The sequence below is a fragment of the Archangium sp. genome (assembly GCF_057119385.1).
The window spans coordinates 1-23506 of the sequence record NZ_DBNGVP010000073.1 but is presented as its reverse complement, the minus strand read 5'-3'; the positions used below and the strand labels follow the sequence as shown (position 1 = coordinate 23506).

The window sequence follows — 23506 nt, the reverse complement described above, 5'->3', positions numbered from 1 at the left end:
CGCCAGACGTGCCGCGTGGAAGTCGCTCGGCAGGCTGGACGAGATGGCCGTTGCCCCACGGGCCATCTGCTACGAATGGCCGGGCCACCGGCAGGACTGGGCCATCATCCATCGGGAGGCAGGGCGCATCCTCCTCGTCTCCGAGGGCCTCTCGGACCCGTTCATTGCCCGCATGGAGCCCTCCGTGGGTTTCGGCTTGGAGCTCGCCCTGGAGACGGAGCAGGCGGAGCTGCCCCTCAATGCCATCGAGGGAAGCTGGCCCTACGTGCTGCTGGAGCGAGTCTCAAAGGAAGTGGTGGCCCAGGAGCATGTGCGGGAGAGGGCCAAGGCGGGTCCCGTTTTGCTGGCGGTGGCGGGGACGGGCATGCCGGCGTCGCTCGTGAGCGCTGAGGGGCGCGTGGGGGTGCTGCTCGGCCAGGAGCCGCGCTCACTGCCCCGGCTGTTCCCCTCGCCATTCGGCGATGTGCGGCTCGTCACCGTCAAGGCCCTGCCACCCGCCGAGCTGGAGTACGCCTTGACACGTGGCGTGGAGGGCGCGGCCGGGCTGGCGCAGCGCTTCTCGGAAACCGGGGAGGAACACATCTCCCGCACCAGCCGGCAAGCAGTGGTGTAGTGGGCCCGTTGGGAAACACCTTCGGGTGACACAACGCTGACCGACCCCATCCTGGACCGGCTGGTGCACACCTGAAGCTGGCGGGCGGCTCCATCCGCGAACGGAAAAGGTCAGCCAGGGCAGGCAGCCGTCGACACGGCTGGATGTCCACTCTCCCAGCAAAAAGCCCTCTTCGGGGATGCCAGACGGGCACTCGTGGGTTAAGAGTCGAGCTCCCTCATGATTGATGCGCCTCCCCACAGGGATCCCCTGGTCCCCCCCTTGCTGGACGCCCAGGGGAGGACCATGACCTACCTGCGCCTGTCCGTGACGGACCGGTGCAACTTCCGCTGCACGTACTGCTCGCCCGCCAGCTGGGGTGGGAAGAAGGACTTGCTGTCGCCCGAGGAGTTCGAGCGCATCGTCTCCGTGTTCGCGCGCATGGGCATCCGCCGGGTGCGGCTCACCGGAGGCGAGCCCCTCATCCGCCCGGACATCCTCGAGGTGGCGCGGCGCATCGCCTCTGTCTCCGGAGTCGAGTGGCTGGCCATCACCACCAACGCCAGCCACCTGGAGCGGCTGGCCGTGCCCCTGCGCGAGGCGGGCGTCACCCAGCTCAACATCAGCCTGGACACCCTCTCCGAGGACACCTTCCGGCGCATCTCCAAGCAGGGGGACTTCGGCTCCATCCTGCGGGGCATCGACGCGGCGGTGGGCGCGGGCTACGCCTCGCTGAAGCTCAACGCCGTCGTCATGAGCGGGGTGAACGACACCGAGGTAGCGGATCTCATCGCCTACGCCCACGCCCGGGGCATCACCCCGCGCTTCATCGAGCTGATGCCCTTCGGCCAGGGCACCCCGGTGCCCACGGCGCAGCTGGTGGAGCGGCTGAAGGCCAGTGGACTCGACCTCGTGCCCGACGAGGAGCCGCAAGGCGCCGCCGCGGGCCCGGCGCAGTACTGGCGCGCTCCCGGCGGGCGGGTGGGCTTCATCTCTCCCCTCACCCAGAACTTCTGCGGCGGCTGCAACCGCGTGCGCGTGGCCTCCAATGGAGACCTGCGCAGCTGCCTCGGCGGGCGCGCCCAGGCCCCGCTGCACACGCTCATCCGCGGGGGCGCCACGGACGCGGAGCTCGCCCTGGCCATCCGCCGTGCTCTGGGTGAGAAGCCGGACGGCCACCGCTTCACCGAGCCCGGTGCCGGCGCCTCCCTGCTGTCGATGATGGGGATCGGCGGCTGAGCCGGGAACGGCGCTACTTCACCAGCCGCACGTTGAACGGGTAGCGGTACAGCACGCCTTCGTGGGCCTTGACGGCCGCGTAGATGGACACCACGGCGACACCCAGTCCCAGGGGCGCCAGCAGCTTCCAGAGCAGGAAGCCCCCGAAGCAGAACAGGAGCAGGCCCGCCACAATCAGCACGAGGGCGATGGCCAGCATCGTGAGCTGGAAGTTGAGCGCCTCCTTCGCCTGGCGCTCCACCCAGATGGACTCCTTGCCCTTGATGAGCATGACGAGCAGGGGTCCGAAGACCGACAGCACCAGGGCGCTCACGTGCGCGACCGCGCCCCAGATCTTCTCGTCTGCCGTCGGTTCCGGGGAGCCGGTGATGAACGAGCCGAGCTGCGGATGAGTCTCCATGGACGCGCCCCTCGTGTGCTGGACGGAGCCATCTTCCGCCAGCCCGGGGGAAAAGTCACGAAACAGCGACCCGGCAGGTCACCCGGAATGACGCGGCAGGTCATCCCGGGCGCCCAGAGGACCACGGAACCTCAGCGGTAGATCTCCCCGCCGGTCTTCTTGAACTCCTCGCTCTTCTCGGCCATGCCGGCCTCGACCTTCTCCGCGTAGTCGCGCACGTCCTGGGTGATCTTCATCGAGCAGAACTGCGGGCCGCACATGGAGCAGAAGTGGGCCACCTTGGCGCCCTCGGCGGGCAGGGTCTCGTCGTGGTAGGCGCGGGCGCGCTCGGGATCCAACGAGAGGTTGAACTGATCCTCCCAGCGGAACTCGAAGCGGGCCTTGGACAGGGCGTTGTCGCGAATCTGCGCGCCCGGGTGTCCCTTGGCCAGGTCCGCCGCATGGGCGGCGATCTTGTAGGTGATGACGCCCTCCTTCACGTCATCCCGGTTGGGCAGGCCCAGGTGCTCCTTGGGCGTGACGTAGCAGAGCATCGCCGTGCCGAACCAGCCGATCATCGCCGCGCCGATGCCACTGGTGAAGTGGTCGTACCCCGGCGCGATGTCCATGGTGAGGGGCCCCAGCGTGTAGAAGGGCGCCTCGTGGCACACCGCGAGCTGCTTCGTCATGTTCTCCTGGATGAGGTGCATGGGCACATGGCCCGGGCCCTCGATCATCACCTGCACGTCGTGCTTCCAGGCGATCTTCGTCAGCTCGCCGAGCGTCTCCAGCTCGCCGAACTGCGCCGCGTCGTTGGCGTCCGCGATGGAGCCCGGGCGCAGCCCGTCTCCCAGGCTGAAGCTCACGTCGTACGCCTTGAGGATCTCGCAGATCTCCTCGAAGTGCGTGTAGAGGACGTTCTCCTTGTGGTGGGCCAGGCACCACTTGGCCAGGATGGAGCCACCGCGGCTGACGATGCCCGTGACGCGCCTGGCCGTGAGCGGGATGTAGCGCAGCAGCACGCCCGCGTGGATGGTGAAGTAGTCCACGCCCTGCTCGCACTGCTCGATGAGGGTGTCGCGGTAGATCTCCCAGGTGAGCTCCTCGGCCTTGCCGCCCACCTTCTCCAGCGCCTGGTAGATGGGCACCGTGCCGATGGGCACCGGGGCATTGCGCAGAATCCACTCGCGCGTCTCGTGGATGTTCCGGCCGGTGGACAGGTCCATCACCGTGTCCGCGCCCCAGCGGATGGACCAGACCATCTTCTCCACCTCCTCCTCGATGGAGGACGTGACGGCCGAGTTGCCGAGGTTGGCGTTGATCTTCACCAGGAAGTTGCGGCCGATGATCATCGGCTCCAGCTCCGGGTGGTTGATGTTGGCCGGGATGATGGCCCGGCCGCGCGCCACCTCGTCCCGGACGAACTCGGGGGTGATCTCCCGGGGGATCGCCGCGCCCCAGGACTGGCCCGGGTGCTGCCGGGAGAGCTCGGCGGCCGCGGCCTCGCGCTTGAGGTTCTCGCGGATGGCCACGTACTCCATCTCGGGGGTGATGATGCCCTGGCGCGCGTAGTGCAACTGGGTGACATTCGCACCCGGCTTCGCCACCAGCGGCTTGCGGCGGTGGCCGAAGCGCAGCCCCGCCAGGCGCGGATCCGCCTCCCGGGCCCGGCCATACTCGGAGGTGATGCCGGCCAGCTCCTCCACGTCCCCGCGGCGGCGGATCCACTCGGAGCGCACCGCCGGCAGGCCCGCGCGCAGCTCGATGGCCGCGTCGGGGTCCGTGTACGGGCCGCTCGGGTCGTAGACGAAGATGGAGGGGTTGGGCGTCAGCTTCGCGTCCGGCCCGTGACCCTGCCGGGTGGGCGTCTGGCTGATCTCCCGCATGGGGACGCGGACGTCCGGGTGCAGCACGCCGGGCACGTACACCTTGCGCGAGGCCGGCAACGGCCCCCGGGTAATGCCCTCCAGCACCTTGCCATCCACCTTGAGGCTCTTCGAGGCTCCGCTCACGTCTCTCTCCTCCGTGCACGGAAGGGACAGGCGAGGCGCGGGGCGCCCGCCGCTTCCCTCCGCCGGTCCTAACCGGTTCAGGTTCCGAGGGTTGGCCGCATCACGGCCGTCTCAGCCCCTCACCCGGGGCACCCCTAGCGACGAGGCGAGGGTGTAGCGCACCGGGGGACCGGGTATCAACCGCCTGGAGGGCCCCCTGTCCGCCAGGAAGCGTTCGCCGGGGACGCATCCCCTGCGGAGCGCCCCTCCCCGGGCGAAATCATTGCGCCGGACAGCCCCGCCGTCGGCAGCCAACATGGCGGCCTTGCGAAAGAGCACACCCTGGAGCCGATCCTGCAATAGCTTCCCTCAAGACCCACGATTCTCAAGACTGGAGCCACGTACATGCAGACCGTTGGTGAGCTGATGACCCGCAGCCTGGTGACGATCACCGAGACCCAGAACCTGGCCATGGCGGAGGAACTGCTGCGCCTGCATCGCATCCGCCACCTGCCCGTGGTGCGGGGAGGCAAGCTCGTCGGGCTCGTCACCCACCGCGATCTGCTGCGCGCGGCGGCCAGGAACGGCGGCGCGGATCCGGCGAAGCAGCCGCTGTGGGCCTCGGACGTGATGGTGCGCGACGTGCGGACGGTGACCGCGGACACCTCCACCCGCGAGGCGGTGAAGCTGATGCTGGACAACAAGTTCGGCTGCCTGCCCGTGGTGGGGCCGGACGGCATGCTCGTCGGCATCCTCACCGAGGCGGACATGGTCCGCTTCGCCCAGCACCTCATCGAGGACATGGACCGCCGCAGCCTGGCGGCCGAGTACGAGGCCTGAGCCACGCCACAGGGGCCTGACGAGGGCCCGGGGGGAGCACCATGTCGATCGTCTTCGGAACGGATTTCTCGGAGTGGGCGATGACGTCGGCCCGGGCCGCGGCGGTGCTCGCCCGCCGGGCCGGCGAGGTGCTCCACCTGGTGCACGTCACCGAGTACGGCAGCGCCGGCCGGACCGCCGCGAGTGATGAGACCCTGCGCCGGGAGCTGCTCGCGCGCCTGGAGGCCCAGGCCGCCGAGCTGCGCACCGGAGACGTCCGGGTGGAGGTCCACCTGCAGGAGGGCGCTCCGGACGAGATCCTCGTCGAGCACGCGGCCGTCGTCCACGCCTCGCTCATCATCGTGTCCCACCACGGGCAGCGGGCCCCGCGCTGGCGCATCGGCAACGTGGCGGAGCGCGTGGTGCAGTCGGCCCGGTGCCCGGTGCTCGTCCTGCGCTCGGCGGCGCCCCTGGAGGCCTGGGCCCGCGGGGAGCGCAGCCTGCGCGTCCTGCTCGGCCTGGACTTCTCTCCCCCCTCGGATGCGGCGGTGGTCTGGGTGCGCAAGCTGCGCACGCTCGGCAGCTGCGAGGTGGTGGCCGCCCATCACTACTGGGGCGCGGATGCCCACGTGCGCTACGGCGTCCCCCTCTCCCACGAGTCCGAGGTGACGCCCGAGGTGGAGGAGGCCCTGCGGCGCGACCTGACGGCCCGGCTGGGCGACATGCCCGGCACCGGCGCCGTCTGGGTGCACCTGGATCCCGGCATGAGCCGGCCCGCCGAGTCCCTGGTGGCACTGGCGCGCAAGGAGGAGGCGGATCTGATCGTGGTGGGCACCCACCAGCGCACCGGGGCGAGCAAGTGGTGGTACGGCTCGGTGTCGCAGCGCATCGTCCACGACGCGCCCGTCTCCGTGCTGTGCGTGCCGGCGAGCGCGGTGTCCACCATCACCATCCCCGAGGTGCGCCGGGTCCTGGCCCCCACGGATCTCTCCGACGTGGGCGTCAGCGCCATCCGCCACGCCTACTCCATCGTCCCCGCCGGGGGCACCGTCTACCTGCTGCACGTGCTGGAGCCCGTGGGCGCCATGCCCCCGCTCGCGGCGCAATACCTCTCGCCCCAGGGCGCGGGCCACACCCCCGAGCAGGAGCGCGTGGCCGAGGTGCTGCGGGGCCTCATCCCTCCCGAGGCCGCCGTCCGGGGCATCACCACGCGGGTGGAGGTGGTCCACGGCCGCAAGGTCTCCGAGGCCATCCAGCAGGCGGCGGAGCGGTTCAGCTGCGACGTCATCTGTCTGGCCACCCATGGGCGCTCGGGGCTGTCCAAGGCGCTGGTCGGCTCGGTGGCCCAGGAGGTGCTCCAGGGAAGCTCGCGGCCGGTGCTGCTCGTCCGGCCCGAGTGAGCAGGCGGACAGCAGGCGGCCATCCGGGCGCCCCTCCCCCGGACTGGGAAGGGACGTTCCTGGTCCTGCCCGCGCACTGGCGGCACGCACCTTGAAGGTTTCATCCAGGGTGAACGACACCCGGGAGGTGCGATGTGACGTACGTTGCCATCACGGAGTTCGAGACGCGGCTCCAATGGCAGCGCGGCGGTGGTGCGCTGCTCTCTGGAGACCGGGCCTCCGCCATCCCGCTGGGAGGGACTGGAGACGTGGAGGGGCCCTGGAACGAGGGGCAGTGGAACCCCGAGACCCTGCTGGTGGGCGCCGTGGAGGGGCGAACCCTCTGGGCCTTCCTGGAGCAGGCGCGTTCCCTGGGTGTGGAGGTTCTTTTCTATCAGAGCTCCGCCGTGGCCCGCCGGGCGGACGGTCCGGACGGGCTTCCCCACTATACGGACCTGATCGTCCGCCCCCACGTGGCCGTCCGGAGTGAGCAGGACGCGAGCCTCGTGCGGGGCATCTTCGAGGCGCTCCCGGACCGGTGCTTCCCCAGCTCCATGCTGAAGCTCACCCCCCGGATAGAGCCCATCATCGACACCTGGGACGAGCAGCACGCGGCGGCGCTCGAGGAGGATCGCCGCTACCGGCAGACCTGGAGGTGGTGGGAGAGCGGGCGGGCGGGCGGCCGGTTATGAACCTTGACGTGACGTGCGGGGCATGGTTGCTCACCGTGTAGGAACCCGCCCCCTTGGGGGCGATTGCTTGTTACGGTCCACACACCATGTCCGCTCAACGCATCCTGGTCGTCGACGACGAGGGCAACGCCCGCCGCGCCATCGCCACCATCCTCGGTGAAGAGGGCTACGAGGTGGCGGAAGCCTCCAATGGAGAAGAGGGGCTCGCCCGCCTGTCGGACTTCTCGCCCGCCGTCGTGCTGACGGATGTGCGCATGCCGAAGATGGACGGGCTCACCTTCCTGCAGAAGGCGCGGGAGCAGGGCTCGGACGCCACGTTCATCGTGATGACGGCCTTCGCCAGCGTGGAGACGGCCGTGGAGGCCATGCGCGCCGGCGCCGAGAACTACCTGGTCAAGCCGCTGGACGCCAACGCCGTGCTGGTGGTGTTGAGCAAGGCGCTGGAGAAGCGGGCCCTGAAGCGCGAGGCGGAGACGCTGCGCGAGCAGGTGCGCCAGCGCACGCGCTTCCACAACATCATCGGCGAGGCCCCCCAGCTCCAGGGCATCTACGAGGTGGTACGGCGGGCGGCGTCCACCCGCGCCACGGTGCTCATCCTCGGCGAGTCCGGTACGGGCAAGGAGCTGATCGCCCAGGCCATCCACCAGGAGTCACAGCGGCGCGACAAGCCCTTCGTGAAGGTGCACTGCGCCGCGCTCTCCGAGAGCCTGCTGGAGAGCGAGCTGTTCGGCCACGAGAAGGGCGCCTTCACCGGCGCGGTGGCCCGCAAGGAGGGCCGCTTCGAGCTGGCCGACGGCGGCACCCTCTTCCTGGACGAGATTGGTGAAATCTCCCCGGCGGTGCAGGTGAAGCTGCTGCGCGTGCTGCAACAGCGCGAGTTCGAGCGCGTGGGCGGCACGCAGTCGCTGAAGGTGGACGTGCGGATCGTCGCGGCCACCCACCGGGATCTGGTGGCCGAGGTGAAGGCGGGCAAGTTCCGCGAGGACCTGTACTACCGGCTGAACGTGGTGGCGGTGACGCTGCCGCCGCTGCGCGAGCGCAAGAGCGACATCCCCGCGCTGGTGAGCCACTTCCTGGAGAAGTACAGCGACGCGTACGGCAAGGACGTGCGGGGGCTGGCGCCGGGCACGCTGCAGGCGATGCTGTCGTACGACTGGCCGGGCAACATCCGCGAGTTGGAGAACGCCATCGAGCGCGCGGTGGTGCTGGCCGGAGGCAACGAGCTGACCACGGACGATCTGCCGCCCGTGCTGCGGGGGCCCCGGCCCACCAACTCCTCGCCCTCGTCCCTGATTCCCGGGGCCACGCTGGCGCAGATCGAGCGCGAGGCCATCCTCCGCACGCTGGAGATGGTGCAGGGCTCCACCACGCGGGCCGCGGAGATCCTCGGCATCAGCGTGCGCAAGGTGCAGTACCGGCTGAAGGAGTACGGCACCGGCGCCACCGGCAAGCCCGCGGCGGGCTCCGACCCCGACGAGGAGAACCCGGAGACCGACGCGGCCTCCGAGTAGCCCTCCGAGCCGCCCTCCCAAGAGCTCAGCGGACCAGGGGCAGGCGCAGGAAGAAGCGCGCCCCACCCTCCGGCGAGTCACCCACCTCCAGCGTGCCGCCGTGCTGCGTCACGATGGCGTGGACGATGGACAGGCCCAGGCCGGACCCCTGGGCCTTGGTGGTGAAGAAGGGCTCGAAGAGCCGGTCGCGGATCTCCGGAGGCACTCCCGGGCCCGTGTCGTCCACGAGGATCAACGCCCGGTCGCCCTCGCGCTCCGCGGAGACGCGGACGAGCCCCTCGGCCGGCGTGGCCTCCAGCGCGTTGAGGGCCAGGTTGATGAGCACCTGGCGCAGCCGCTCCTCCTCGCCCTGGATGAGGGGCACCGACTCGCCCCCGTCCCCCTCCAGCACCAGCCGTACCCGGCGGGACTCCGCCTGGCCCGCGAGCAGATCCACCACGCGCCGCAGCAGCGGCTTCACCTCCAGCGGCTCCGGGCGGAACTCGCGCGGCCGCGCGAACTGGAGGAAGTCCTCGAGGATGTGATCCAACCGGCGGATCTCATCGCGCACCAGCCGCAGGGGATCCAACAGCGGGGGCTGCTGCTCCTCGGAGAGCCGGCGGATCCGCCGCTCCAGCACCGACAGCTGCAGGGCCGCCGCGTTGAGCGGGTTGCGGATCTCATGCGAGAGCCCGGCCGTCATGGTGCCCACCGCGGCGAGCTTCTCCGTCACCTGGGCCCGGCGCGCCAGCTCGCGCTTCTCCTCGTGCAGGCGCACCTGGCGCATGGCCTGCTCCAGCGTGAGGAGCAGCTCGTTGGGCGCGCACGGCTTCATCAGGTAGGCGCACGCCCCCGCGCGCACCGCCGCCACGGCCGTCTCCAGCGTGGCGAAACCGGTGAGCAACACCACCTCGGACTCGGGCACCTTCTCCTTCAGCTCCCGGGCGAGCGCCGTCCCCTCCCCGTCCGGCAGCCGCAGATCCACCAGCGCCACGTCGAAGCCCTCCCGGGCGCGCTCGCGGGCCTCGCGGCAGCTGCTCGCGCCGTGGACCTCGTAGCCCGCGTCCCCGAGCAGCTCCTGGAGGTTGTCGAGGAAGGCCGCGTTGTCGTCGACCACGAGCACGCGGGGATGCCGGGTGAGGCTCATGAGGTCCTCTGCCGGCGCTCGGCGTGGACGCGCTCCAGCGCATCCAGCAGCCCCGCCGTGTCGAAGGGTTTGGAGAAGACGTCCGTGGGCTCCGGCACGGCCGCGGACGGGAGCACCTCCGGGTAGGCCGTCATCACGAAGACCGGCATCTCCGGGAAGCGCTCGCGCAGCCGGCGCAGGGCCTCTCCATCCGGGCCCCCCGGCAGCCGCAGGTCCACCAGCGCCACGAAGGGCCGGACCGACGCCAGCTGCTCGGTGTCCAGCACCGAGCGCGCGGTGACACACGAGAAGCCACGGGCGCGCAACACCTCGGTGAGGTTGTCGCTGAGGGCCAGGTCGTCCTCGACGAGCGCCACCAGCCCATCCCGGCGCGCCTCGGACAGCAGGGACACGAGCGAGGGAATGGGCACGGGCTTGGGCAGCACCGCGAGCAGCCCCTCGCGCCGGGCCGTCTCCAGGTCATCCTCGCCGGGGTAGGCGGTGATGACCACGGCGGCGAGCCCCGGATCCACCTGGCGGATGCGGTGCACCGCCGCGGCCCCGCTCATGCCGGGCATCTTCATGTCGGTGAGGAGCACGTCGAAGACCTGGGAGCGCGCCAGCTCCAGGGCCCGCGCGCCCTCCGTCACCACCGTGGCCTCGTCTCCGCCGTCCCGGAGGATTTCCGCGAGGTTCTCCGCGAAGGCCTCGTTGTCGTCCAGCAGCAGGTATTTCCGCATTCCGTCACCTACGTATGGGAGGGAGGGTTGGGAAGCCGGAGCACGAAGCGCGCGCCACGGCCCTCGCGGGGCGCGTAGGCGATGGAGCCCCCGTGCCGCTCGAGGATGCGCTTGACGAGCGGCAGCCCCAGGCCGATGCCCCGCGCCTTGGTGGTCATCAACGGCTCGAACATGCGGCGCCGGATGGCGTCGCTGACGCCGGGCCCCGTGTCCTCCAGGACCAGCTCCACCTTGTCCGGCTCCGTAGAGGCCGACAGCACCACCTCGCCCTTCTCCCCCACGGCCTGCGTGGCGTTCTCCAGCAGGTTGACGAAGACCTGGCGCATCTGCCCCGGGTCCCCCTGGAGCGTGGGCAGCCCCTCCAGCCCCTCGGCGCGAATGGACACGCCCTCGGGCGCGTGCACCGAGGTGAGCGCGTCCTTCCACACCTCGTCGAGCCGCAACGGCTCGCGCTTGAGCGGCCGGTCGCGGATCATGTCCAGCAGGTCCGTGACGATGCGGTTGGCCAGCGCCACCTGCTCGCCGATGCGCGCCAGGTGCTTGGTGGCGCGCTCGTCGGAAGCCAGGGGCCGGCCCTTGATGATGAAGAGCGACGTCTCGATGACGCCCAGGGGATTGCGCAGCTCGTGCCCGATGGAGCCCACCAGCTGGCCGAAGGTGGACAGCCGCTCGCTGCGCGCCTGCTGGGCGAGCAGATCCTCCCGGTAGGTGTGCAGCATGATGGCCAGCTCGAGATCCAGGATCTTCCCGAGCGCCATCCGCGCGGAGCGCAGCAGCTCGGGCTGCTGGACGTAGCGCTCGTCGATGATGCGGTTGAACTCCTGCCGCAGGATGTTCATCGCGCCGAACATGTAGTGCTGGGGCAGCGCGATGCGCACGTGCATGCGGCCGATGCGGCAGCGCAGCAGGAAGTACTCCTCGTCCCAGGGCCCGCGCAGCAGCTGCTCCATCCAGGCCCGCAACGTCACCTTCAGGTGGCCCACCTGGCTCTCTCCGGCCAGGGCGCTGCGCGCGCCCTCGTGCTGGAGGATCCGGTCGTAGAAGACCTCCGAGATGGCCGGGAACTCGTTCCGGGCCAGCTCATGCAGGGCACGGAGCGCCTGCTCGTCCTCCACTCCGAAGGCGACGTATCTCTTCAACTCCTCGAACAAGGTCTCAGCCATTCGTAGGTGAACGTTCTAGCAGCGCCCATCCCCTGGACACATCGGTCCGACTCCATGCGCCTGCATGGAACTCAACCCTGCGGGGAGTCAGGGCAGCAACTCCCCGGGCAACCGGGCGGACGGACCCGGCACCAGGGCCATCACGACGCAAGAAGCACGCCATGAGAATACCTCCAGGAACGGCCCGGTGGAGCGCAATGCGTGCGGAATGGCGGACCCCCGCGCAGCTTTTGCACACGCGAGGCTGGTGTACATTGCCGGGGACCGTGGCGCGCTCCCATCTCAAGCTCGATGAGTTCCTTCCGTACCGGCTCTCCCTCGCCTCCAACGCGGTGAGCCAGGTCATCGCCCAGGCCTACGAGGAGCACTTCGGCCTGAAGATGCACGAGTGGCGCGTCATCACCGTGCTGGCCCAGGACGGCGAGCTCACCCAGCAGGAGATCGTCGGCCGCACGAAGATGGACAAGGTGACGGTGAGCCGCGCCGCTCAGGTGCTCGAGCGGCGCAAGCTCCTGCGCCGGGTGACCAACGCCGACGACGGCCGCTCCCTCCGCCTCTCCCTCACCGCCGAGGGGCAGAAGCTCTACGCCCGCGTCGTCCCCGCCGCCATCGAGCTCGAGGCCGAGGTCCTCGCGGGACTCAGCGAGCAGGAGATCGCCGGCCTCAAGGACGTGCTCCGCCGCCTGGAGGCGGCCGCCGAGCGCGTGCTCTCCCGTCGCTGACGCGGCCCTGACGCTTTGCGTCCAAATCATCCACCGCCCGACAAGCGCCCGCACGCCCGCTTGCGCATTTAGTTTCAGATGTTACTGTTTCAGATGTTACTATCTGGGCGGCTAGAGATAGTGGGAGGACACCAGCTCATGAACAGCACGGCGGAGAACACCCTCGGGTTGAATGGTTTCGAGTTCGTCGAGTTCACCTCGCCGGAGCCCGGCAAGATGATCGACCTCATCGAGCGGCTGGGCTTCACGGCCTACGCGACGCACCCGACGAAGGATGTGGTCCGCTACAAGCAGGGCGGCATCAACCTGCTGGTGAACCGGGATCCGAGCGGGCAGGCCGCCGGGTTCCGCAAGCTGCATGGTCCCTCGGCCAACGGCATGGCGTTCCGGGTGGCGGACGCGAAGAAGGCGTACGAGCTGGCGATCGAGCGCGGCGCCCGGCCGGCGGACCCGGCGTCGGGCACGCTGGGCGAGGGCAGCTATGTCCTCCAGGGCATCGGGGGCAGCCTCCTGTATCTCGTGGACCGCTACGGGGCCAAGGGCTCGCTCTATGACGGCTGGCGCCAGATTCCCGGGGCCGCCGAGGCCGAGAAGCGCAACAGCGTGGGCCTGGACATCCTCGATCACCTCACCCACAACGTGCGCCGCGGCGAGATGCGCACCTGGTCGAGCTTCTACAACCGCGTGTTCGGCTTCACCGAGCAGAAGTACTTCGACATCAAGGGCCAGGCGACGGGCCTCTTCTCGCAGGCGATGATCGCCCCGGACCAGGCCATCCGCATCCCGCTCAACGAGAGCCAGGACGAGAAGTCGCAGATCGAGGAGTTCATCCGCCAGTACAACGGCGAGGGCATCCAGCACCTGGCGCTGACCACCCCGGACATCTACACGACGGTGGAGAAGCTGCGCGAGCGCGGCGTCATCTTCCAGGACACCATCGAGACGTACTACGAGCTGGTGGACAAGCGGGTGCCGGGCCACGGCGAGGACCTGGAGCGGATGAAGCAGAACCGCATCCTCATCGACGGCAGCAAGTCCGAGGGCTTCCTGCTGCAGATCTTCACCGAGAACCTCTTCGGGCCCATCTTCTTCGAGGTCATCCAGCGCAAGGGGAACGAGGGCTTCGGCAACGGCAACTTCCAGGCGCTGTTCGAGTCCATCGAGCTCGATCAGATCCGCCGCGGCGTCATCAAGGTGGAGACCCGGAAGTAGTCATCCGGTAGAACGGGCTCGAGCGGAGGGCACATGGCGATCGACGGGTACATGCCGGGTTTCGGCAACGAGTTCACCACCGAGGCCGTTGCGGGAGCGCTTCCGGAGGGACAGAACTCTCCGCAGCGCGTTCCCTACGGACTCTATGCCGAGCAGTTGTCGGGCACGGCCTTCACCGCGCCCCGGCGCGAGAACCGCCGCAGCTGGCTGTACCGGCTGCGTCCCAGCTCGAGCCACGGGGCCTTCCGTCCGCTCCCCGAGGGTCTGCTGCGCAGCGGGCCCTTCACCGAGACGCCCGCCACGCCCAACCGCCTGCGCTGGAATCCGCTCCCGCGTCCGGCCCAGCCCACGGACTTCATCGAGGGGCTGGCCACGTTCGGCGGGAACGGCTCGCCGTCGCAGGGCACGGGCGTGGGCATCCACCAGTACACCGCCAACCGGTCCATGACCGACACCGTCTTCTACAACGCCGACGGTGAGCTGCTGATCGTCCCGCAGTCGGGGCGGCTGCGGCTGGTCACCGAGATGGGCGTGCTCGGCCTGGCGCCGGGCGAGGTGGGCATCGTTCCGCGCGGCGTGCGCTTCCGGGCGGAGCTGCCCGACGGCGCGGCGTCCGGGTACATCTGCGAGAACTACGGGGCGCTGTTCCGGCTGCCCGAGCTGGGGCCGATTGGCGCGAACGGGCTCGCGAACCCGCGCGACTTCCTCACGCCGGTGGCCGCCTTCGAGGACGTGGATCGCCCCACGCGCGTGGTGCAGAAGTTCCAGGGCCGCCTCTGGGCCGCCGAGCTGGACCACTCGCCGCTCGACGTGGTGGCGTGGCACGGCAACCTGGCGCCGTACAAGTACGACCTGGCGCGGTTCAACACGATCGGCACGGTGAGCTACGACCATCCGGATCCGTCGATCTTCACGGTGCTCACCTCGCCGAGCGACACCGCCGGGGTGGCCAACTGCGACTTCGTCATCTTCCCGCCGCGGTGGATGGTGGCCGAGAACACCTTCCGCCCGCCCTGGTTCCACCGCAACATCATGAGCGAGTTCATGGGGCTCGTGCACGGTGCATATGACGCGAAGGCCGAGGGCTTCACGCCGGGCGGCGCGTCCCTGCACAACTGCATGAGCGGCCACGGTCCCGACAAGGAGACCTACGAGCGCGCGGTGGCGGTCAACCTCGCGCCGCACAAGATCGCCGACACGCTCGCGTTCATGTTCGAGACCCGCGCGGTGATCTCCCCCACGCGGTTCGCGATGGAGACCCCGGCCCTGCAGCGGGACTACGACGCCTGCTGGTCGAATTTCCCCAAGGCACGCCTGCCCGGAACGGGCACGGAGACGAAGCGTTGAAACTCGCCTCATTGAAGTCGGGACGTGACGGCCATCTGGTCGTCGTCTCGGATGACCTGGCCTGGTGCGCGGACGCCACGGCGATCGCGCCGACCCTGCAACGTGCGCTCGACGAGTGGGAGCGCTGCGAGGCGCCACTGCGAGCCCTCGCCGCGGCCCTGAATCGCGGCGACGCACCGAAGCGCCCGTTCTCCGAGGCGGAGTGCGCCTCTCCCCTGCCCCGCGCCTACCAGTGGGCGGATGGTTCCGCGTACGTGAACCACGTGGCGCTGGTGCGCAAGGCGCGCAAGGCGGAGATGCCCGAGAGCTTCTGGACCGACCCGCTCATGTACCAGGGCGGCTCGGATGGCTTCCTCGGCCCGCAGGAGCCCATCCCGCTCGCGGACGAGGGCTGGGGTTGCGATCTCGAGGGCGAGGTCGCGGTCATCACCGGAGACGTGCGGCAGGGCGCGACGCGCGAGGAGGCGCTGAAGGCCATCCGGCTCGTCATGCTGGTGAACGACGTGTCGCTGCGGAACCTCATTCCGGGCGAGCTGGCCAAGGGCTTCGGGTTCTTCCAGTCCAAGCCGGCCTCGTCCTTCTCTCCGGTGGCCGTGACGCCGGATGAGCTCGGCGGCGCGTGGCGCGAGGGCAAGCTGCACGGGGCGCTGCGCGTCTCGTTGAACGGAGAGCCCTTCGGGCGCGCGGACGCGGGCGTCGACATGACGTTCGACTTCGGCACGCTGGTGGCCCACGCCGCGAAGACGCGCGACCTCTGCGCGGGCACCATCATCGGCTCGGGCACCGTGTCCAACCGCGATGCGGATGGCGGCCCCGGCAAGCCCATCCGGGACGGAGGGCTCGGCTACTCCTGCATCGCCGAGGTGCGGACCGTCGAGACCCTCCTGGCGGGAGCCCCCAAGACGTCCTTCCTGCGCCACGGTGACCGCGTGCGCATCGAGATGCAGGACGCGGCGGGCCGTTCCCTCTTCGGCGCGATCGACCAGACCGTCGCCGCTCCGCGTCGATGACCTCGGGACGAACACGCGTCTTCGAGACTCCGGCGGGCGTCGCGCTCTGTACGCTCGACGCCCTGGCGGATCCCGGGGCGCGCAACTTCGTCCTGCAGATCGATGACGCCTTCTTCCACGGCTTCCTGGTGCGCACCGGCGAGACGGTCCGCGGCTACGTGGACCGCTGCCCGCACCAGGGTCTGCCGCTGGCGCAGAAGCTCGACGGCTACCTGACGCCCGACGGCCGGCTGATCTCCTGCTCCTGGCATGGAGCGCTCTTCCAGTTGGACGACGGGGTGTGCGTGGGCGGACCGTGTTCCGGCCAACGGCTGACCCCCTGGCCCGTCACGGTCGAGCACGGTGTGGTGAGGACCGCCTGAGAATCAGTGGCGCGGATGTCCGTGCCCCTGCATCTTGCGGCGCGTCATTTCCACCCAGGAGGCTCTCACCGCAAGACGCTCTACTGGTCCGCGCTCACGGGCCACACGCTCTGGCCCATGCCCACCGAGGTACGAGCAGGTCATCCGTGATGACCGCCTGCTCTGGCCGGACAGCTTCGCGGAGGACTCCCAGGGGAGGATCTACGTCACCACCACGCAGATCCACCTGCCCCCCGCCGAACGCGGTCCCTACGGCATCTACCGCTTCCAGCCCTGAGCCCTGCGGGCGTCGTCAGGCGGCATCGCGCCGGGAGTCTCCGGCGCCCGCCTTCAGGAGCTTCGGCGCGCGGGAGAACACCATCGTGCCGTCGTCGACCTTGCCGAAGCGCAGCATGACCAGGTCGAGCGCGTAGTTCTGGTACAGCCGCCACGGCTTCTTCGAGCCCTGCTTCGGCATCACGTCGAGCGCCCGCAGCACGTAGCCCGACGAGAAGTCGAGCAGCGGAATCTCCTCCACCGACGGGTCACGGCGCGGCATGCAGGTCGTCATGCCGTGCCGCGCCATGTGGTTGAGCAGCCGGCAGACATACTCGCTGGTGAGGTCCGCCTTCAGGGTCCACGACGCGTTGGTGTAGCCGAACGTGAAGGCGAGGTTCGGCACGTCGCTGAACATCATGCCCTTGTAGCTGAGGCTCTTCGACAGGTTGCACCGCTCGCCGTCGACGCTGAACTCGATATCGCTCAGCAGCTGCAACTTGAGCCCCGTGGCGGTCACGATGATGTCGGCCTCCAGCTCCTGTCCGGAGGCGAGCTGGAGGCCCTTCTCCGTGAACGTCTCGATGTGCTCGGTGACGACCGAGGCACGGCCCTGCTTGATGGCGTCGAACAGGTCCGCGTCGGGGACCATGCACATGCGCTGGTCCCACGGCTTGTAGCTCGGCGTGAAGTGGACGTCGTAGCCGGGACCGAGCTGCTCGCGCACCAGGCCGACGATGAGCTTCTTCACCCGCTCGGGCATCTTCCGCGCCAGCTTGTAGAACAACATGCTGAGGAGCACGTTCTTCCACCGGGTGATCCCATAGGCGAGCTTCGACGGCAGCACACGGCGCAACCCATTGGCGATGCGGTCCTCGGCCGGGCGCGAGACGACATACGTCGGCGAGCGCTGCAGCATGGTGACGTGCGCGGCCTTCCTGGCCATCTCGGGCACGAGGGTGACGGCGGTCGCGCCGCTGCCGATCACCACGACGCGCTTGTTCGCGTAGTCCAGCGTCTCCGGCCAGAACTGCGGATGCACGAGGGTGCCCTGGAAGCGCGCCTCACCGGGGAACTCGGGCCGGTGGCCCTCGGCGTAGTTGTAGTAGCCGCTGCACATGAGCAGGAAGTTGCAGGTGAAGCGCACGAGCTCCTTCTCGGGACCGCGCTCGGCCTCGACCGTCCAGCGAGCGAGCTCGGAGGACCAGGAGGCCCGCTTGACGTGGTGGCGGAAGCGGATGTGCCGATCGATCCCATACTCGCTCGCCGTCTCGCGCACGTAGCGCAGGATGGACGGTCCGTCGGCGATCGCCTTGGCCTCGGTCCACGGCCGGAACGAGTAGCCCAGCGTGTGCATGTCCGAGTCCGAGCGGATGCCCGGATAGCGGAAGAGATCCCACGTGCCGCCAATGGCCTCGCGCCCCTCGAGGAGCACGTACGTCCTGCCGGGGCAGTGGGCCTGCACGTGATACGCCGCGCCGATGCCGGACAGGCCCGCGCCGACGATGAGCACGTCGTAGTGCTCCACCGGTGCTTCCGTCTTCGCGGCCGAAGCGTTGGTGCCGTTTTCGGCGATGGGCGTCCGGTCAGTCATGGATATGCTCTCCCGTGCGCCGAGGTAATTGACAGCGCACATTGTCAAATTGCATCTGACAACGGTTCATGTCAATAGGAGTCACATGCCCTCCTCTCCCGTGGCCCACCGGCGTTATCGCGGCTCCTCAGCGGAAGAGCGCCGAGCCCAGAGACGTGAGCAGTTCCTCGAGGCCGCCATCCAGGTCTATGGCGAGCAGGGCTATCGCAACGCCACGGTGAAGGCCGTCTGCGAGGCAGCCGGGCTGACCGAGCGCTACTTCTACGAGTCGTTCTCCCACAGCGAGGAGCTGCTCGTCGCCTCGTTCCAGGCGGTGATGCGGTTCCTCATGGGCGAGTTGGAGAAGGCCATCGCGGAGGCCACGGGAGGCCCCGCCGAGCGGATTCGCACGATGCTCACCGCGTACTACGAGGCACTCCAGCGCTATCCCCGGTCGGCGCGCGTGTTCCTCGTGGAGATCTCGGGCGTGAGCCCCGCGGTGGATCAGGCGCTCGAGGCCTCGCTCGGTGAGTTCGGTGACCTGATCGCGCGGACGCTCGGCCTTCGGGAGGAAGGCGGCGCGGCGAGGCCATCGCTGCTACGGGCGGGCGTGGTGGGAGGCGTCATCCACATCGCCCTGAACTGGATCGCGAGCGGCTACTCGCAACCCATCCACGAGGTGGTCGGCGCCGGCATGCGCCTGTGCCTGGTGCTCCGGGAGCGCTGAGCCAGGGCGCGCTGGACTCTCCGGGCTCCCGCCGCGGCGTTAGCTTGTGTTGAACGCGTCGCGAGAAGGAGAAAGCCATGGGATTCCTGAGACCCCACACGGAACGCATCTATGCCCTGCTCCGAATCATGAGCGGGTTCATGTTCATGCTGCACGGGATGCAGAAGCTCTTCGGCCTGTTCGGCGGCGTGCCGCCCGGGGCGCCCGCGTTCGTCGTCTACGTCGCCGGAGGCATCGAGCTCGTGGGCGGCGCGCTCATCCTGCTCGGGCTGTTCGCCGCCCCCGCCGCCTTCCTCTCGAGCGGCACCATGGCGGTCGCCTACTTCATGGGGCACGTGTTTGCCCAGGGCCACATCCTCCCCATCGTGAACCAGGGCGAGCTCGCCGCGCTCTACTGCTTCGTGTTCCTCTACATCTCCGCGCACGGCTCGGGCATCTGGAGCGTCGACGCCGCGCGCCGCCGGCCGGAGGCCTGAGACACGGAGCGCCGGCCTCCGAGTGACTTGAACGCGAGTGCTCAGTCCTCGGCGTCCTGGCAGACCGAGCCCGAGCCACAGACGATGAACGCGGTGTTGAAGAAGTCCGCCGCGCTCGAGCACGAGGTGGTGCGGATGCGCTCCAGGCACGTGTCGAGCCCCTTCTCGTTGATGGCGGGGCAGTTGTTCGCCGTCCACGCGCCCTGGAAATGATCGCGGAGCTTCACCTCACACTCGGGTGCGGGGGTTGTAGGCTCGAGACAACAGGGAGTGGCTAGATCTGTAGGCCGCGGCCAACACCCCTCCCGGCCGTCAGCACCTGCTCACCTCCCGCGGCGGCAGGCGCACCGGGGCTACGGAGCGGGCGTCGTGCCCAGGCTCGGAGACCCCGCGCTCACGCTCGGCCGCGCCTGCAGCACCTGGGCGAGGTACATGCCGGCGAACATGGCGGGCACGAAGACGAGCAACTGCGTCGCGCCGGTGGCGAGCGAGGTGAGCGCGGGTCCAGGGCAGTAGCCACCCAGCCCCCAGCCCACGCCGAAGAGGCCCGCGCCCACGAGGAGCTTGCGGTCCACCCGGCTGACGGAGAAGACGGGGAACTTCGCTGCGAACAGGGGCCGCTTCCGCTTGTAGATGAGGGGCCGCAGCGCCGCGTGCACGGCGATGGCGCCGCCCATGACGAAGGCGAGCCGGAAGTCCCAGTGGCCGGCGATGTCGAGGAAGCCCAGGACGTTGGCCGGGTCCGTCATGCCGCTGAGGCCCAGGCCGAGGGCGAAGATGAGGCCACTGAGGAACGCACTGATGTTGGGACGCATGGAGAATTCCTTTAGAAGACGTGGCGGGCGAGGAAGACGGTGAGGACGCCCGTGGCCATGAAGGTGAGCGTGGCCGCGATGGAGCGGACGGAGCCCCGGCTGATGCCGCAGACGCCATGTCCACTGGTGCAACCGTTGCCCAGCCGCGAGCCGAAGCCCACCAGCAGGCCAGCCGCCACCAGCAGGGCCACTCCGCCCGGGCTCGGGGACGCCGGGGCCGCGAAGGACGCGGGGCGCAGCCATGCCAGCAACAGGCCGCCGGTGAGCAGTCCGCCGAAGAAGAGCACGCGCCAGGCGATGTCGCCGCGGACGGGCGCCAGCAGCGAGCCCACCACGCCGCTGATGCCGGCCACCCGGCCATTGGCCAGGAGGAGAAGGGAGGCGCTCAATCCGATGAGCGCTCCACCCAGGAGAGGAAGGAGGAAGGAAGAAGTCATGTCCATGAGAGCCAGATTCCAGGAAGGAGGATTCACCCGCTCGGCGACCACGCCACTTCATATTATCCCGTAAGCCCCTGGAGCAGGGTGGCGTCCCCCCTCCCTCCTGGCTGCCCCATCCGCCCCCTGAATCCTTTTTTCCACCCCTGGCTCTCATGGGCAGGAGGCTTCGACATGATTTTCCGCCAGCTTTTCGATACCGAGTCCTCGACGTACACCTACCTCATCGGTGACGAGGCCACGCGCCAGGCCGTCCTCATCGATCCCGTGCTGGAGCAGGTGGACCGCGACCTGCAACTGGTGAGCGAGCTGGACCTCGAGCTCACCCACGTCTTCGACACCCACGTCCACGCCGACCACGTCACCGCCTCGGGCGTGCTGCGCGAGCGCACGCGGGCCACCGTGGTGGGCGGGGTAGGCGGTGCCTCCTGTACCAACGTCCAGGTGCGCCATGGCGACGAGGTGCGCGTCGGCCAGCTCGTCTTCCAGGTGCTCGCCACCCCGGGACATACGGACGACAGCATCAGCTACCTGCTCGGCGACCGCGTCTTCACCGGGGACGCCCTGCTCGTGCGCGGCAACGGCCGCACCGACTTCCAGAACGGCAACGCGGGCCAGCTCTACGACAGCCTCACCCGCGTCCTCTTCAACCTGCCGGACTCGACGCTCGTCTACCCCGGCCATGACTACAAGGGCCGCACGGTGACGAGCATCGCCGAGGAGAAGCGGCACAACCCCCGCCTCGCCGGCAAGAGCCGCGAGGAGTTCATCCACATCATGGCGAACCTCCATCTTCCCAAGCCCAGGAAGATCGACATCGCCGTCCCCGCCAACCGCGCCTGCGGACACGTGGCGCCCTCACCGCAGGGAGCCTGAGCGCCCTGCCCAGCTCCCAAGGAGGCCCGATCATGACTCCCCGTCCCTACCAGGACATCACCCCCGCCCAGCTCGGCACGCTCGGTCCCGAGGTGCGGCGCATCGACGTGCGCGAGCCGGATGAGTACACCGGCCCCCTGGGCCACCTGCCCGGGGCGGAGCTCGTCCCGCTGGGCACGCTGGAGGCGGCCTCCGCCTCCTGGTCCCGCGAGACGCCGCTGCTGCTCATCTGCCGCTCGGGCGGACGCTCCGCGAGGGCCGCGCAGGCGCTCGCCCAGCGTGGCTTCACCCACCTCTACAACCTGGCGGGCGGAATGCTCGCCGTGCGCGAAGCGCCCGCCGCCCGGCTCCAGGGCTGAGCGCGCGCCGCGCCAGAACGGACACCATGCCCTTCCTCGGCTTCTCCCTCGCGGCTCTCATTGGCCTGTCGCTCGGCCTGCTCGGCGGCGGCGGCTCCATCATCACCGTTCCCATCCTCGTGTACGTGCTGGGCTTCGGGGCCAAGGAGTCCATCGCCATGGGGCTGGCGGTGGTGGGCGTCACCAGCCTCTTCGGCGCGGCGGGCCACTGGCGCCGGGGCAACGTCCAGCTTCGGGCGGCCCTCCTCTTCGGGGCGGTGGCGATGGCGGGCACCTACGCGGGGGCGCGCCTGTCGGTCCTCGTCTCGGGCGCCGTGCAACTGCTGCTCTTCGCCACGGTGATGCTCGTGGCCGCCGCCTTCATGTTCCGCAATGGCCGCAAGGAGGCCGCCCTCGCGGCACGCAAGGAGTCCGCGCACGCGCCCGAGCCCCACAAGGCATCCTTCCCCGTCATGGCCCTGGCCGCGCTCGGCGTGGGCGGACTCACGGGAGTGGTCGGGGTGGGCGGCGGCTTCCTCATCGTCCCCGCGCTGGTGCTCCTGGTGGGGCTGCCGATGAAGCAGGCGGTGGGCACCAGCCTGCTCGTCATCGCCCTCAACTCCTTCGTGGGCTTCGCCGGCTACCTCGGCCATGTCGAGGTGCCCTGGGGCTACCTGGGGCTCTTCACGGCCATCGCCGTGGCGGGCATTCTCATCGGCACCTGGGCCTCCCACCATGTCTCGCAGGCGGCCCTCAAGCGGGCCTTCTCCGTCTTCCTCGTCGTGATGGGCGTCTTCATCTTCTTCAAGAACCGGGAAGCGTTGGCGCGGGGTGTCCCACGGAATCCAGGAAGGAGCACCATGGCCGAGCAGCCCTCGAATGCCGCCACCCAGTGGGACGCACGCTTCAGCCACGAGGCGTACGTCTATGGCACCCAGCCCAACGACTTCCTCGTGGAGATGGCCTCGCGCCTGCCGTCCGGCGGACGCGTACTGAGCCTCGGTGAAGGCGAGGGCCGCAACTCCGTCTACCTCGCCTCCCTGGGCCACTCCGTCACCGCGGTGGACGCCTCCCGCGTGGGGCTCCAGAAAGCGAAGCGCCTGGCCGCCGGGCGCGGCGTCTCCATCGAGACAGTCGTGAGCGACCTGGCCGACTTCACGTTCGAGCCGGAAGCGTGGGATGCGGCCATCGCCATCTTCTGCCACCTGCCCCCCGCGTTGCGGCGCAAGGTGCACCAGTCCGTGGTGGGAAGTCTGCGGCCCGGAGGCATCATCCTCCTCGAAGCCTACACACCCGCCCAGCTGGGTTTCCGCACAGGTGGCCCACCGGTCGCGGAGCTTCTCTACACGGCCGAGGCCCTTCGCGAGGACTTCGCGGGGCTGGAACTGCCCGTGCTGCGTGAGGTGACGCGCGAGGTGCGCGAGGGCACGCTGCACACGGGTCAGGCCGCCGTGGTGCAGCTCGTCGGACGCAAGCCCACCTGAGCCCGTCCTGTCTGGAGCCACTGCCGCTCCGTGCTACGCCACGGGCTTCCTTTTGAGACGCGACAGGTGCTCCTCGCCGTTCTCCACGAGGCGCCGCGCCAGCTCGGCCCGGCCCTCCGCGCCGTGCTCCAGCACGTACGCCAGCTCCGAGGGCAGCAACGCCTTGACGGTGACCAGCTTCACTTCCCCATACGGTGTGGAGAAGTGACCCGGCAGCGAGCGTGACTCCACGCCCAGCAGCACGGCCACCCTGCCCTCCTCG

The 23506-nt window shown here is 69.5% G+C and carries 24 protein-coding genes, 2 pseudogenes and 1 riboswitch; of the genes and pseudogenes, 16 read left to right on the top strand and 10 right to left on the bottom strand.

Features of this window, described 5'->3' with window-relative positions; genetic code table 11:
* Positions 1-613, top strand: a pseudogene (locus AC16DP_RS17340) (hypothetical protein); the annotation flags it as partial.
* A 219-nt stretch (positions 614-832) separates the two neighbouring features.
* Complete coding sequence (gene moaA / locus AC16DP_RS17335; RefSeq protein ID WP_329732922.1) at positions 833-1831, top strand: GTP 3',8-cyclase MoaA; 999 nt, start codon at positions 833-835, stop codon at positions 1829-1831.
* 13 nt (positions 1832-1844) lie between these two features.
* Here the strand turns inward: moaA and AC16DP_RS17330 are convergent, their stop codons facing one another.
* Both AC16DP_RS17330 and thiC read right to left on the bottom strand, forming a co-directional pair.
* Positions 1845-2231, bottom strand: coding sequence for a DUF4870 domain-containing protein (locus AC16DP_RS17330; RefSeq protein WP_329732923.1), 387 nt, complete (start codon positions 2229-2231; stop codon positions 1845-1847).
* A 131-nt stretch (positions 2232-2362) separates the two neighbouring features.
* Complete coding sequence (gene thiC, locus AC16DP_RS17325) at positions 2363-4222, bottom strand: phosphomethylpyrimidine synthase ThiC (protein WP_483956806.1); 1860 nt, start codon at positions 4220-4222, stop codon at positions 2363-2365.
* A gap of 37 nt (positions 4223-4259) precedes the next feature.
* Positions 4260-4368: riboswitch (TPP riboswitch) on the bottom strand.
* 238 nt (positions 4369-4606) lie between these two features.
* Here thiC and AC16DP_RS17320 point away from each other — a divergent pair.
* The 4 genes from AC16DP_RS17320 (at position 4607) to AC16DP_RS17305 (ending at position 8602) form a co-directional block, all read left to right on the top strand.
* On the top strand, positions 4607-5041 hold the full coding sequence (locus AC16DP_RS17320; protein ID WP_329732925.1) for a CBS domain-containing protein: 435 nt from the start codon (positions 4607-4609) through the stop codon (positions 5039-5041).
* Positions 5042-5082: 41 nt separating this feature from the next.
* Complete coding sequence (locus AC16DP_RS17315; RefSeq protein WP_329732926.1) at positions 5083-6420, top strand: universal stress protein; 1338 nt, start codon at positions 5083-5085, stop codon at positions 6418-6420.
* A gap of 134 nt (positions 6421-6554) precedes the next feature.
* Complete coding sequence (locus AC16DP_RS17310) at positions 6555-7091, top strand: OsmC family protein (RefSeq protein WP_329732927.1); 537 nt, start codon at positions 6555-6557, stop codon at positions 7089-7091.
* An 86-nt stretch (positions 7092-7177) separates the two neighbouring features.
* Complete coding sequence (locus AC16DP_RS17305; RefSeq protein WP_329732928.1) at positions 7178-8602, top strand: sigma-54-dependent transcriptional regulator; 1425 nt, start codon at positions 7178-7180, stop codon at positions 8600-8602.
* A 25-nt stretch (positions 8603-8627) separates the two neighbouring features.
* Here AC16DP_RS17305 and AC16DP_RS17300 read toward each other — a convergent pair whose 3' ends face one another.
* From AC16DP_RS17300 to AC16DP_RS17290, 3 genes are read right to left on the bottom strand one after another with little or no spacing between them, the layout of a single operon-like run.
* Positions 8628-9728 carry a sensor histidine kinase gene (locus tag AC16DP_RS17300; protein ID WP_329732929.1) on the bottom strand — a complete coding sequence of 367 codons (1101 nt, stop codon included), beginning with the start codon at positions 9726-9728 and terminating at the stop codon, positions 8628-8630.
* Positions 9725-10447: a response regulator gene (locus AC16DP_RS17295; protein WP_329732930.1), complete on the bottom strand. Its 723-nt coding sequence runs from the start codon at positions 10445-10447 to the stop codon at positions 9725-9727. The genes AC16DP_RS17300 and AC16DP_RS17295 overlap by 4 nt, the downstream gene beginning before the upstream one ends.
* 8 nt (positions 10448-10455) lie before the next feature.
* Positions 10456-11610 (bottom strand): protoglobin domain-containing protein, encoded by a 1155-nt coding sequence (locus tag AC16DP_RS17290; protein WP_329732931.1) that lies wholly within the window; start codon positions 11608-11610, stop codon positions 10456-10458.
* A gap of 266 nt (positions 11611-11876) precedes the next feature.
* Here AC16DP_RS17290 and AC16DP_RS17285 point away from each other — a divergent pair, with 266 nt between their 5' ends.
* The 5 genes from AC16DP_RS17285 (at position 11877) to AC16DP_RS17265 (ending at position 16263) form a co-directional block, all read left to right on the top strand.
* The gene (locus AC16DP_RS17285) at positions 11877-12332 is read left to right on the top strand and encodes a MarR family winged helix-turn-helix transcriptional regulator (protein WP_329732932.1); all 456 of its coding nucleotides are present in this window, start codon (positions 11877-11879) and stop codon (positions 12330-12332) included.
* A gap of 138 nt (positions 12333-12470) precedes the next feature.
* Positions 12471-13544, top strand: coding sequence for a 4-hydroxyphenylpyruvate dioxygenase (gene hppD, locus AC16DP_RS17280; protein WP_329732933.1), 1074 nt, complete (start codon positions 12471-12473; stop codon positions 13542-13544).
* A gap of 33 nt (positions 13545-13577) precedes the next feature.
* On the top strand, positions 13578-14891 hold the full coding sequence (hmgA, locus tag AC16DP_RS17275; protein WP_329732934.1) for a homogentisate 1,2-dioxygenase: 1314 nt from the start codon (positions 13578-13580) through the stop codon (positions 14889-14891).
* Positions 14888-15901, top strand: coding sequence for a fumarylacetoacetate hydrolase family protein (locus AC16DP_RS17270; protein WP_329732935.1), 1014 nt, complete (start codon positions 14888-14890; stop codon positions 15899-15901). The genes hmgA and AC16DP_RS17270 overlap by 4 nt, the downstream gene beginning before the upstream one ends.
* Positions 15898-16263, top strand: coding sequence for a Rieske (2Fe-2S) protein (locus AC16DP_RS17265; protein WP_329732936.1), 366 nt, complete (start codon positions 15898-15900; stop codon positions 16261-16263). Before AC16DP_RS17270 ends, AC16DP_RS17265 begins: the two co-directional genes overlap by 4 nt.
* A gap of 292 nt (positions 16264-16555) precedes the next feature.
* Here AC16DP_RS17265 and AC16DP_RS17260 read toward each other — a convergent pair whose 3' ends face one another.
* A complete protein-coding gene (locus tag AC16DP_RS17260) occupies positions 16556-18112 on the bottom strand; it encodes a flavin-containing monooxygenase (RefSeq protein ID WP_329732937.1) in 1557 nt (518 codons plus the stop codon).
* A gap of 85 nt (positions 18113-18197) precedes the next feature.
* Between AC16DP_RS17260 and AC16DP_RS17255 the strand changes: the two genes are divergently transcribed.
* The gene (locus AC16DP_RS17255; protein ID WP_329732938.1) at positions 18198-18818 is read left to right on the top strand and encodes a TetR/AcrR family transcriptional regulator; all 621 of its coding nucleotides are present in this window, start codon (positions 18198-18200) and stop codon (positions 18816-18818) included.
* Between the two features lie 77 nt (positions 18819-18895).
* On the top strand, positions 18896-19294 hold the full coding sequence (locus AC16DP_RS17250) for a DoxX family protein (protein WP_329732939.1): 399 nt from the start codon (positions 18896-18898) through the stop codon (positions 19292-19294).
* A 41-nt stretch (positions 19295-19335) separates the two neighbouring features.
* On the opposite strand, the gene AC16DP_RS17245 is transcribed toward AC16DP_RS17250, so the two are convergent.
* The 3 genes from AC16DP_RS17245 to AC16DP_RS17235 form a co-directional block, all read right to left on the bottom strand.
* Positions 19336-19521, bottom strand: coding sequence for a DUF6184 family natural product biosynthesis lipoprotein (locus tag AC16DP_RS17245; RefSeq protein ID WP_329732940.1), 186 nt, complete (start codon positions 19519-19521; stop codon positions 19336-19338).
* Positions 19522-19647: 126 nt separating this feature from the next.
* Complete coding sequence (locus tag AC16DP_RS17240; protein WP_329732941.1) at positions 19648-20109, bottom strand: DUF6691 family protein; 462 nt, start codon at positions 20107-20109, stop codon at positions 19648-19650.
* 11 nt (positions 20110-20120) lie between these two features.
* Positions 20121-20546, bottom strand: a complete 426-nt coding sequence (locus AC16DP_RS17235; protein WP_329732945.1) for a YeeE/YedE family protein — start codon at positions 20544-20546, stop codon at positions 20121-20123.
* Positions 20547-20720: 174 nt separating this feature from the next.
* On the opposite strand from AC16DP_RS17235, the gene AC16DP_RS17230 reads away from it, so the two are divergent.
* From AC16DP_RS17230 to AC16DP_RS17220, 3 genes are read left to right on the top strand one after another with little or no spacing between them, the layout of a single operon-like run.
* Positions 20721-21422: an MBL fold metallo-hydrolase gene (locus AC16DP_RS17230; protein ID WP_329732942.1), complete on the top strand. Its 702-nt coding sequence runs from the start codon at positions 20721-20723 to the stop codon at positions 21420-21422.
* A gap of 32 nt (positions 21423-21454) precedes the next feature.
* The gene (locus AC16DP_RS17225) at positions 21455-21781 is read left to right on the top strand and encodes a rhodanese-like domain-containing protein (protein ID WP_329732943.1); all 327 of its coding nucleotides are present in this window, start codon (positions 21455-21457) and stop codon (positions 21779-21781) included.
* Between the two features lie 26 nt (positions 21782-21807).
* The gene (locus tag AC16DP_RS17220; protein ID WP_329732944.1) at positions 21808-23244 is read left to right on the top strand and encodes a TSUP family transporter; all 1437 of its coding nucleotides are present in this window, start codon (positions 21808-21810) and stop codon (positions 23242-23244) included.
* Between the two features lie 33 nt (positions 23245-23277).
* Here the strand turns inward: AC16DP_RS17220 and AC16DP_RS17215 are convergent.
* Positions 23278-23506 (bottom strand): annotated as a pseudogene (locus tag AC16DP_RS17215) (hypothetical protein); the annotation flags it as partial.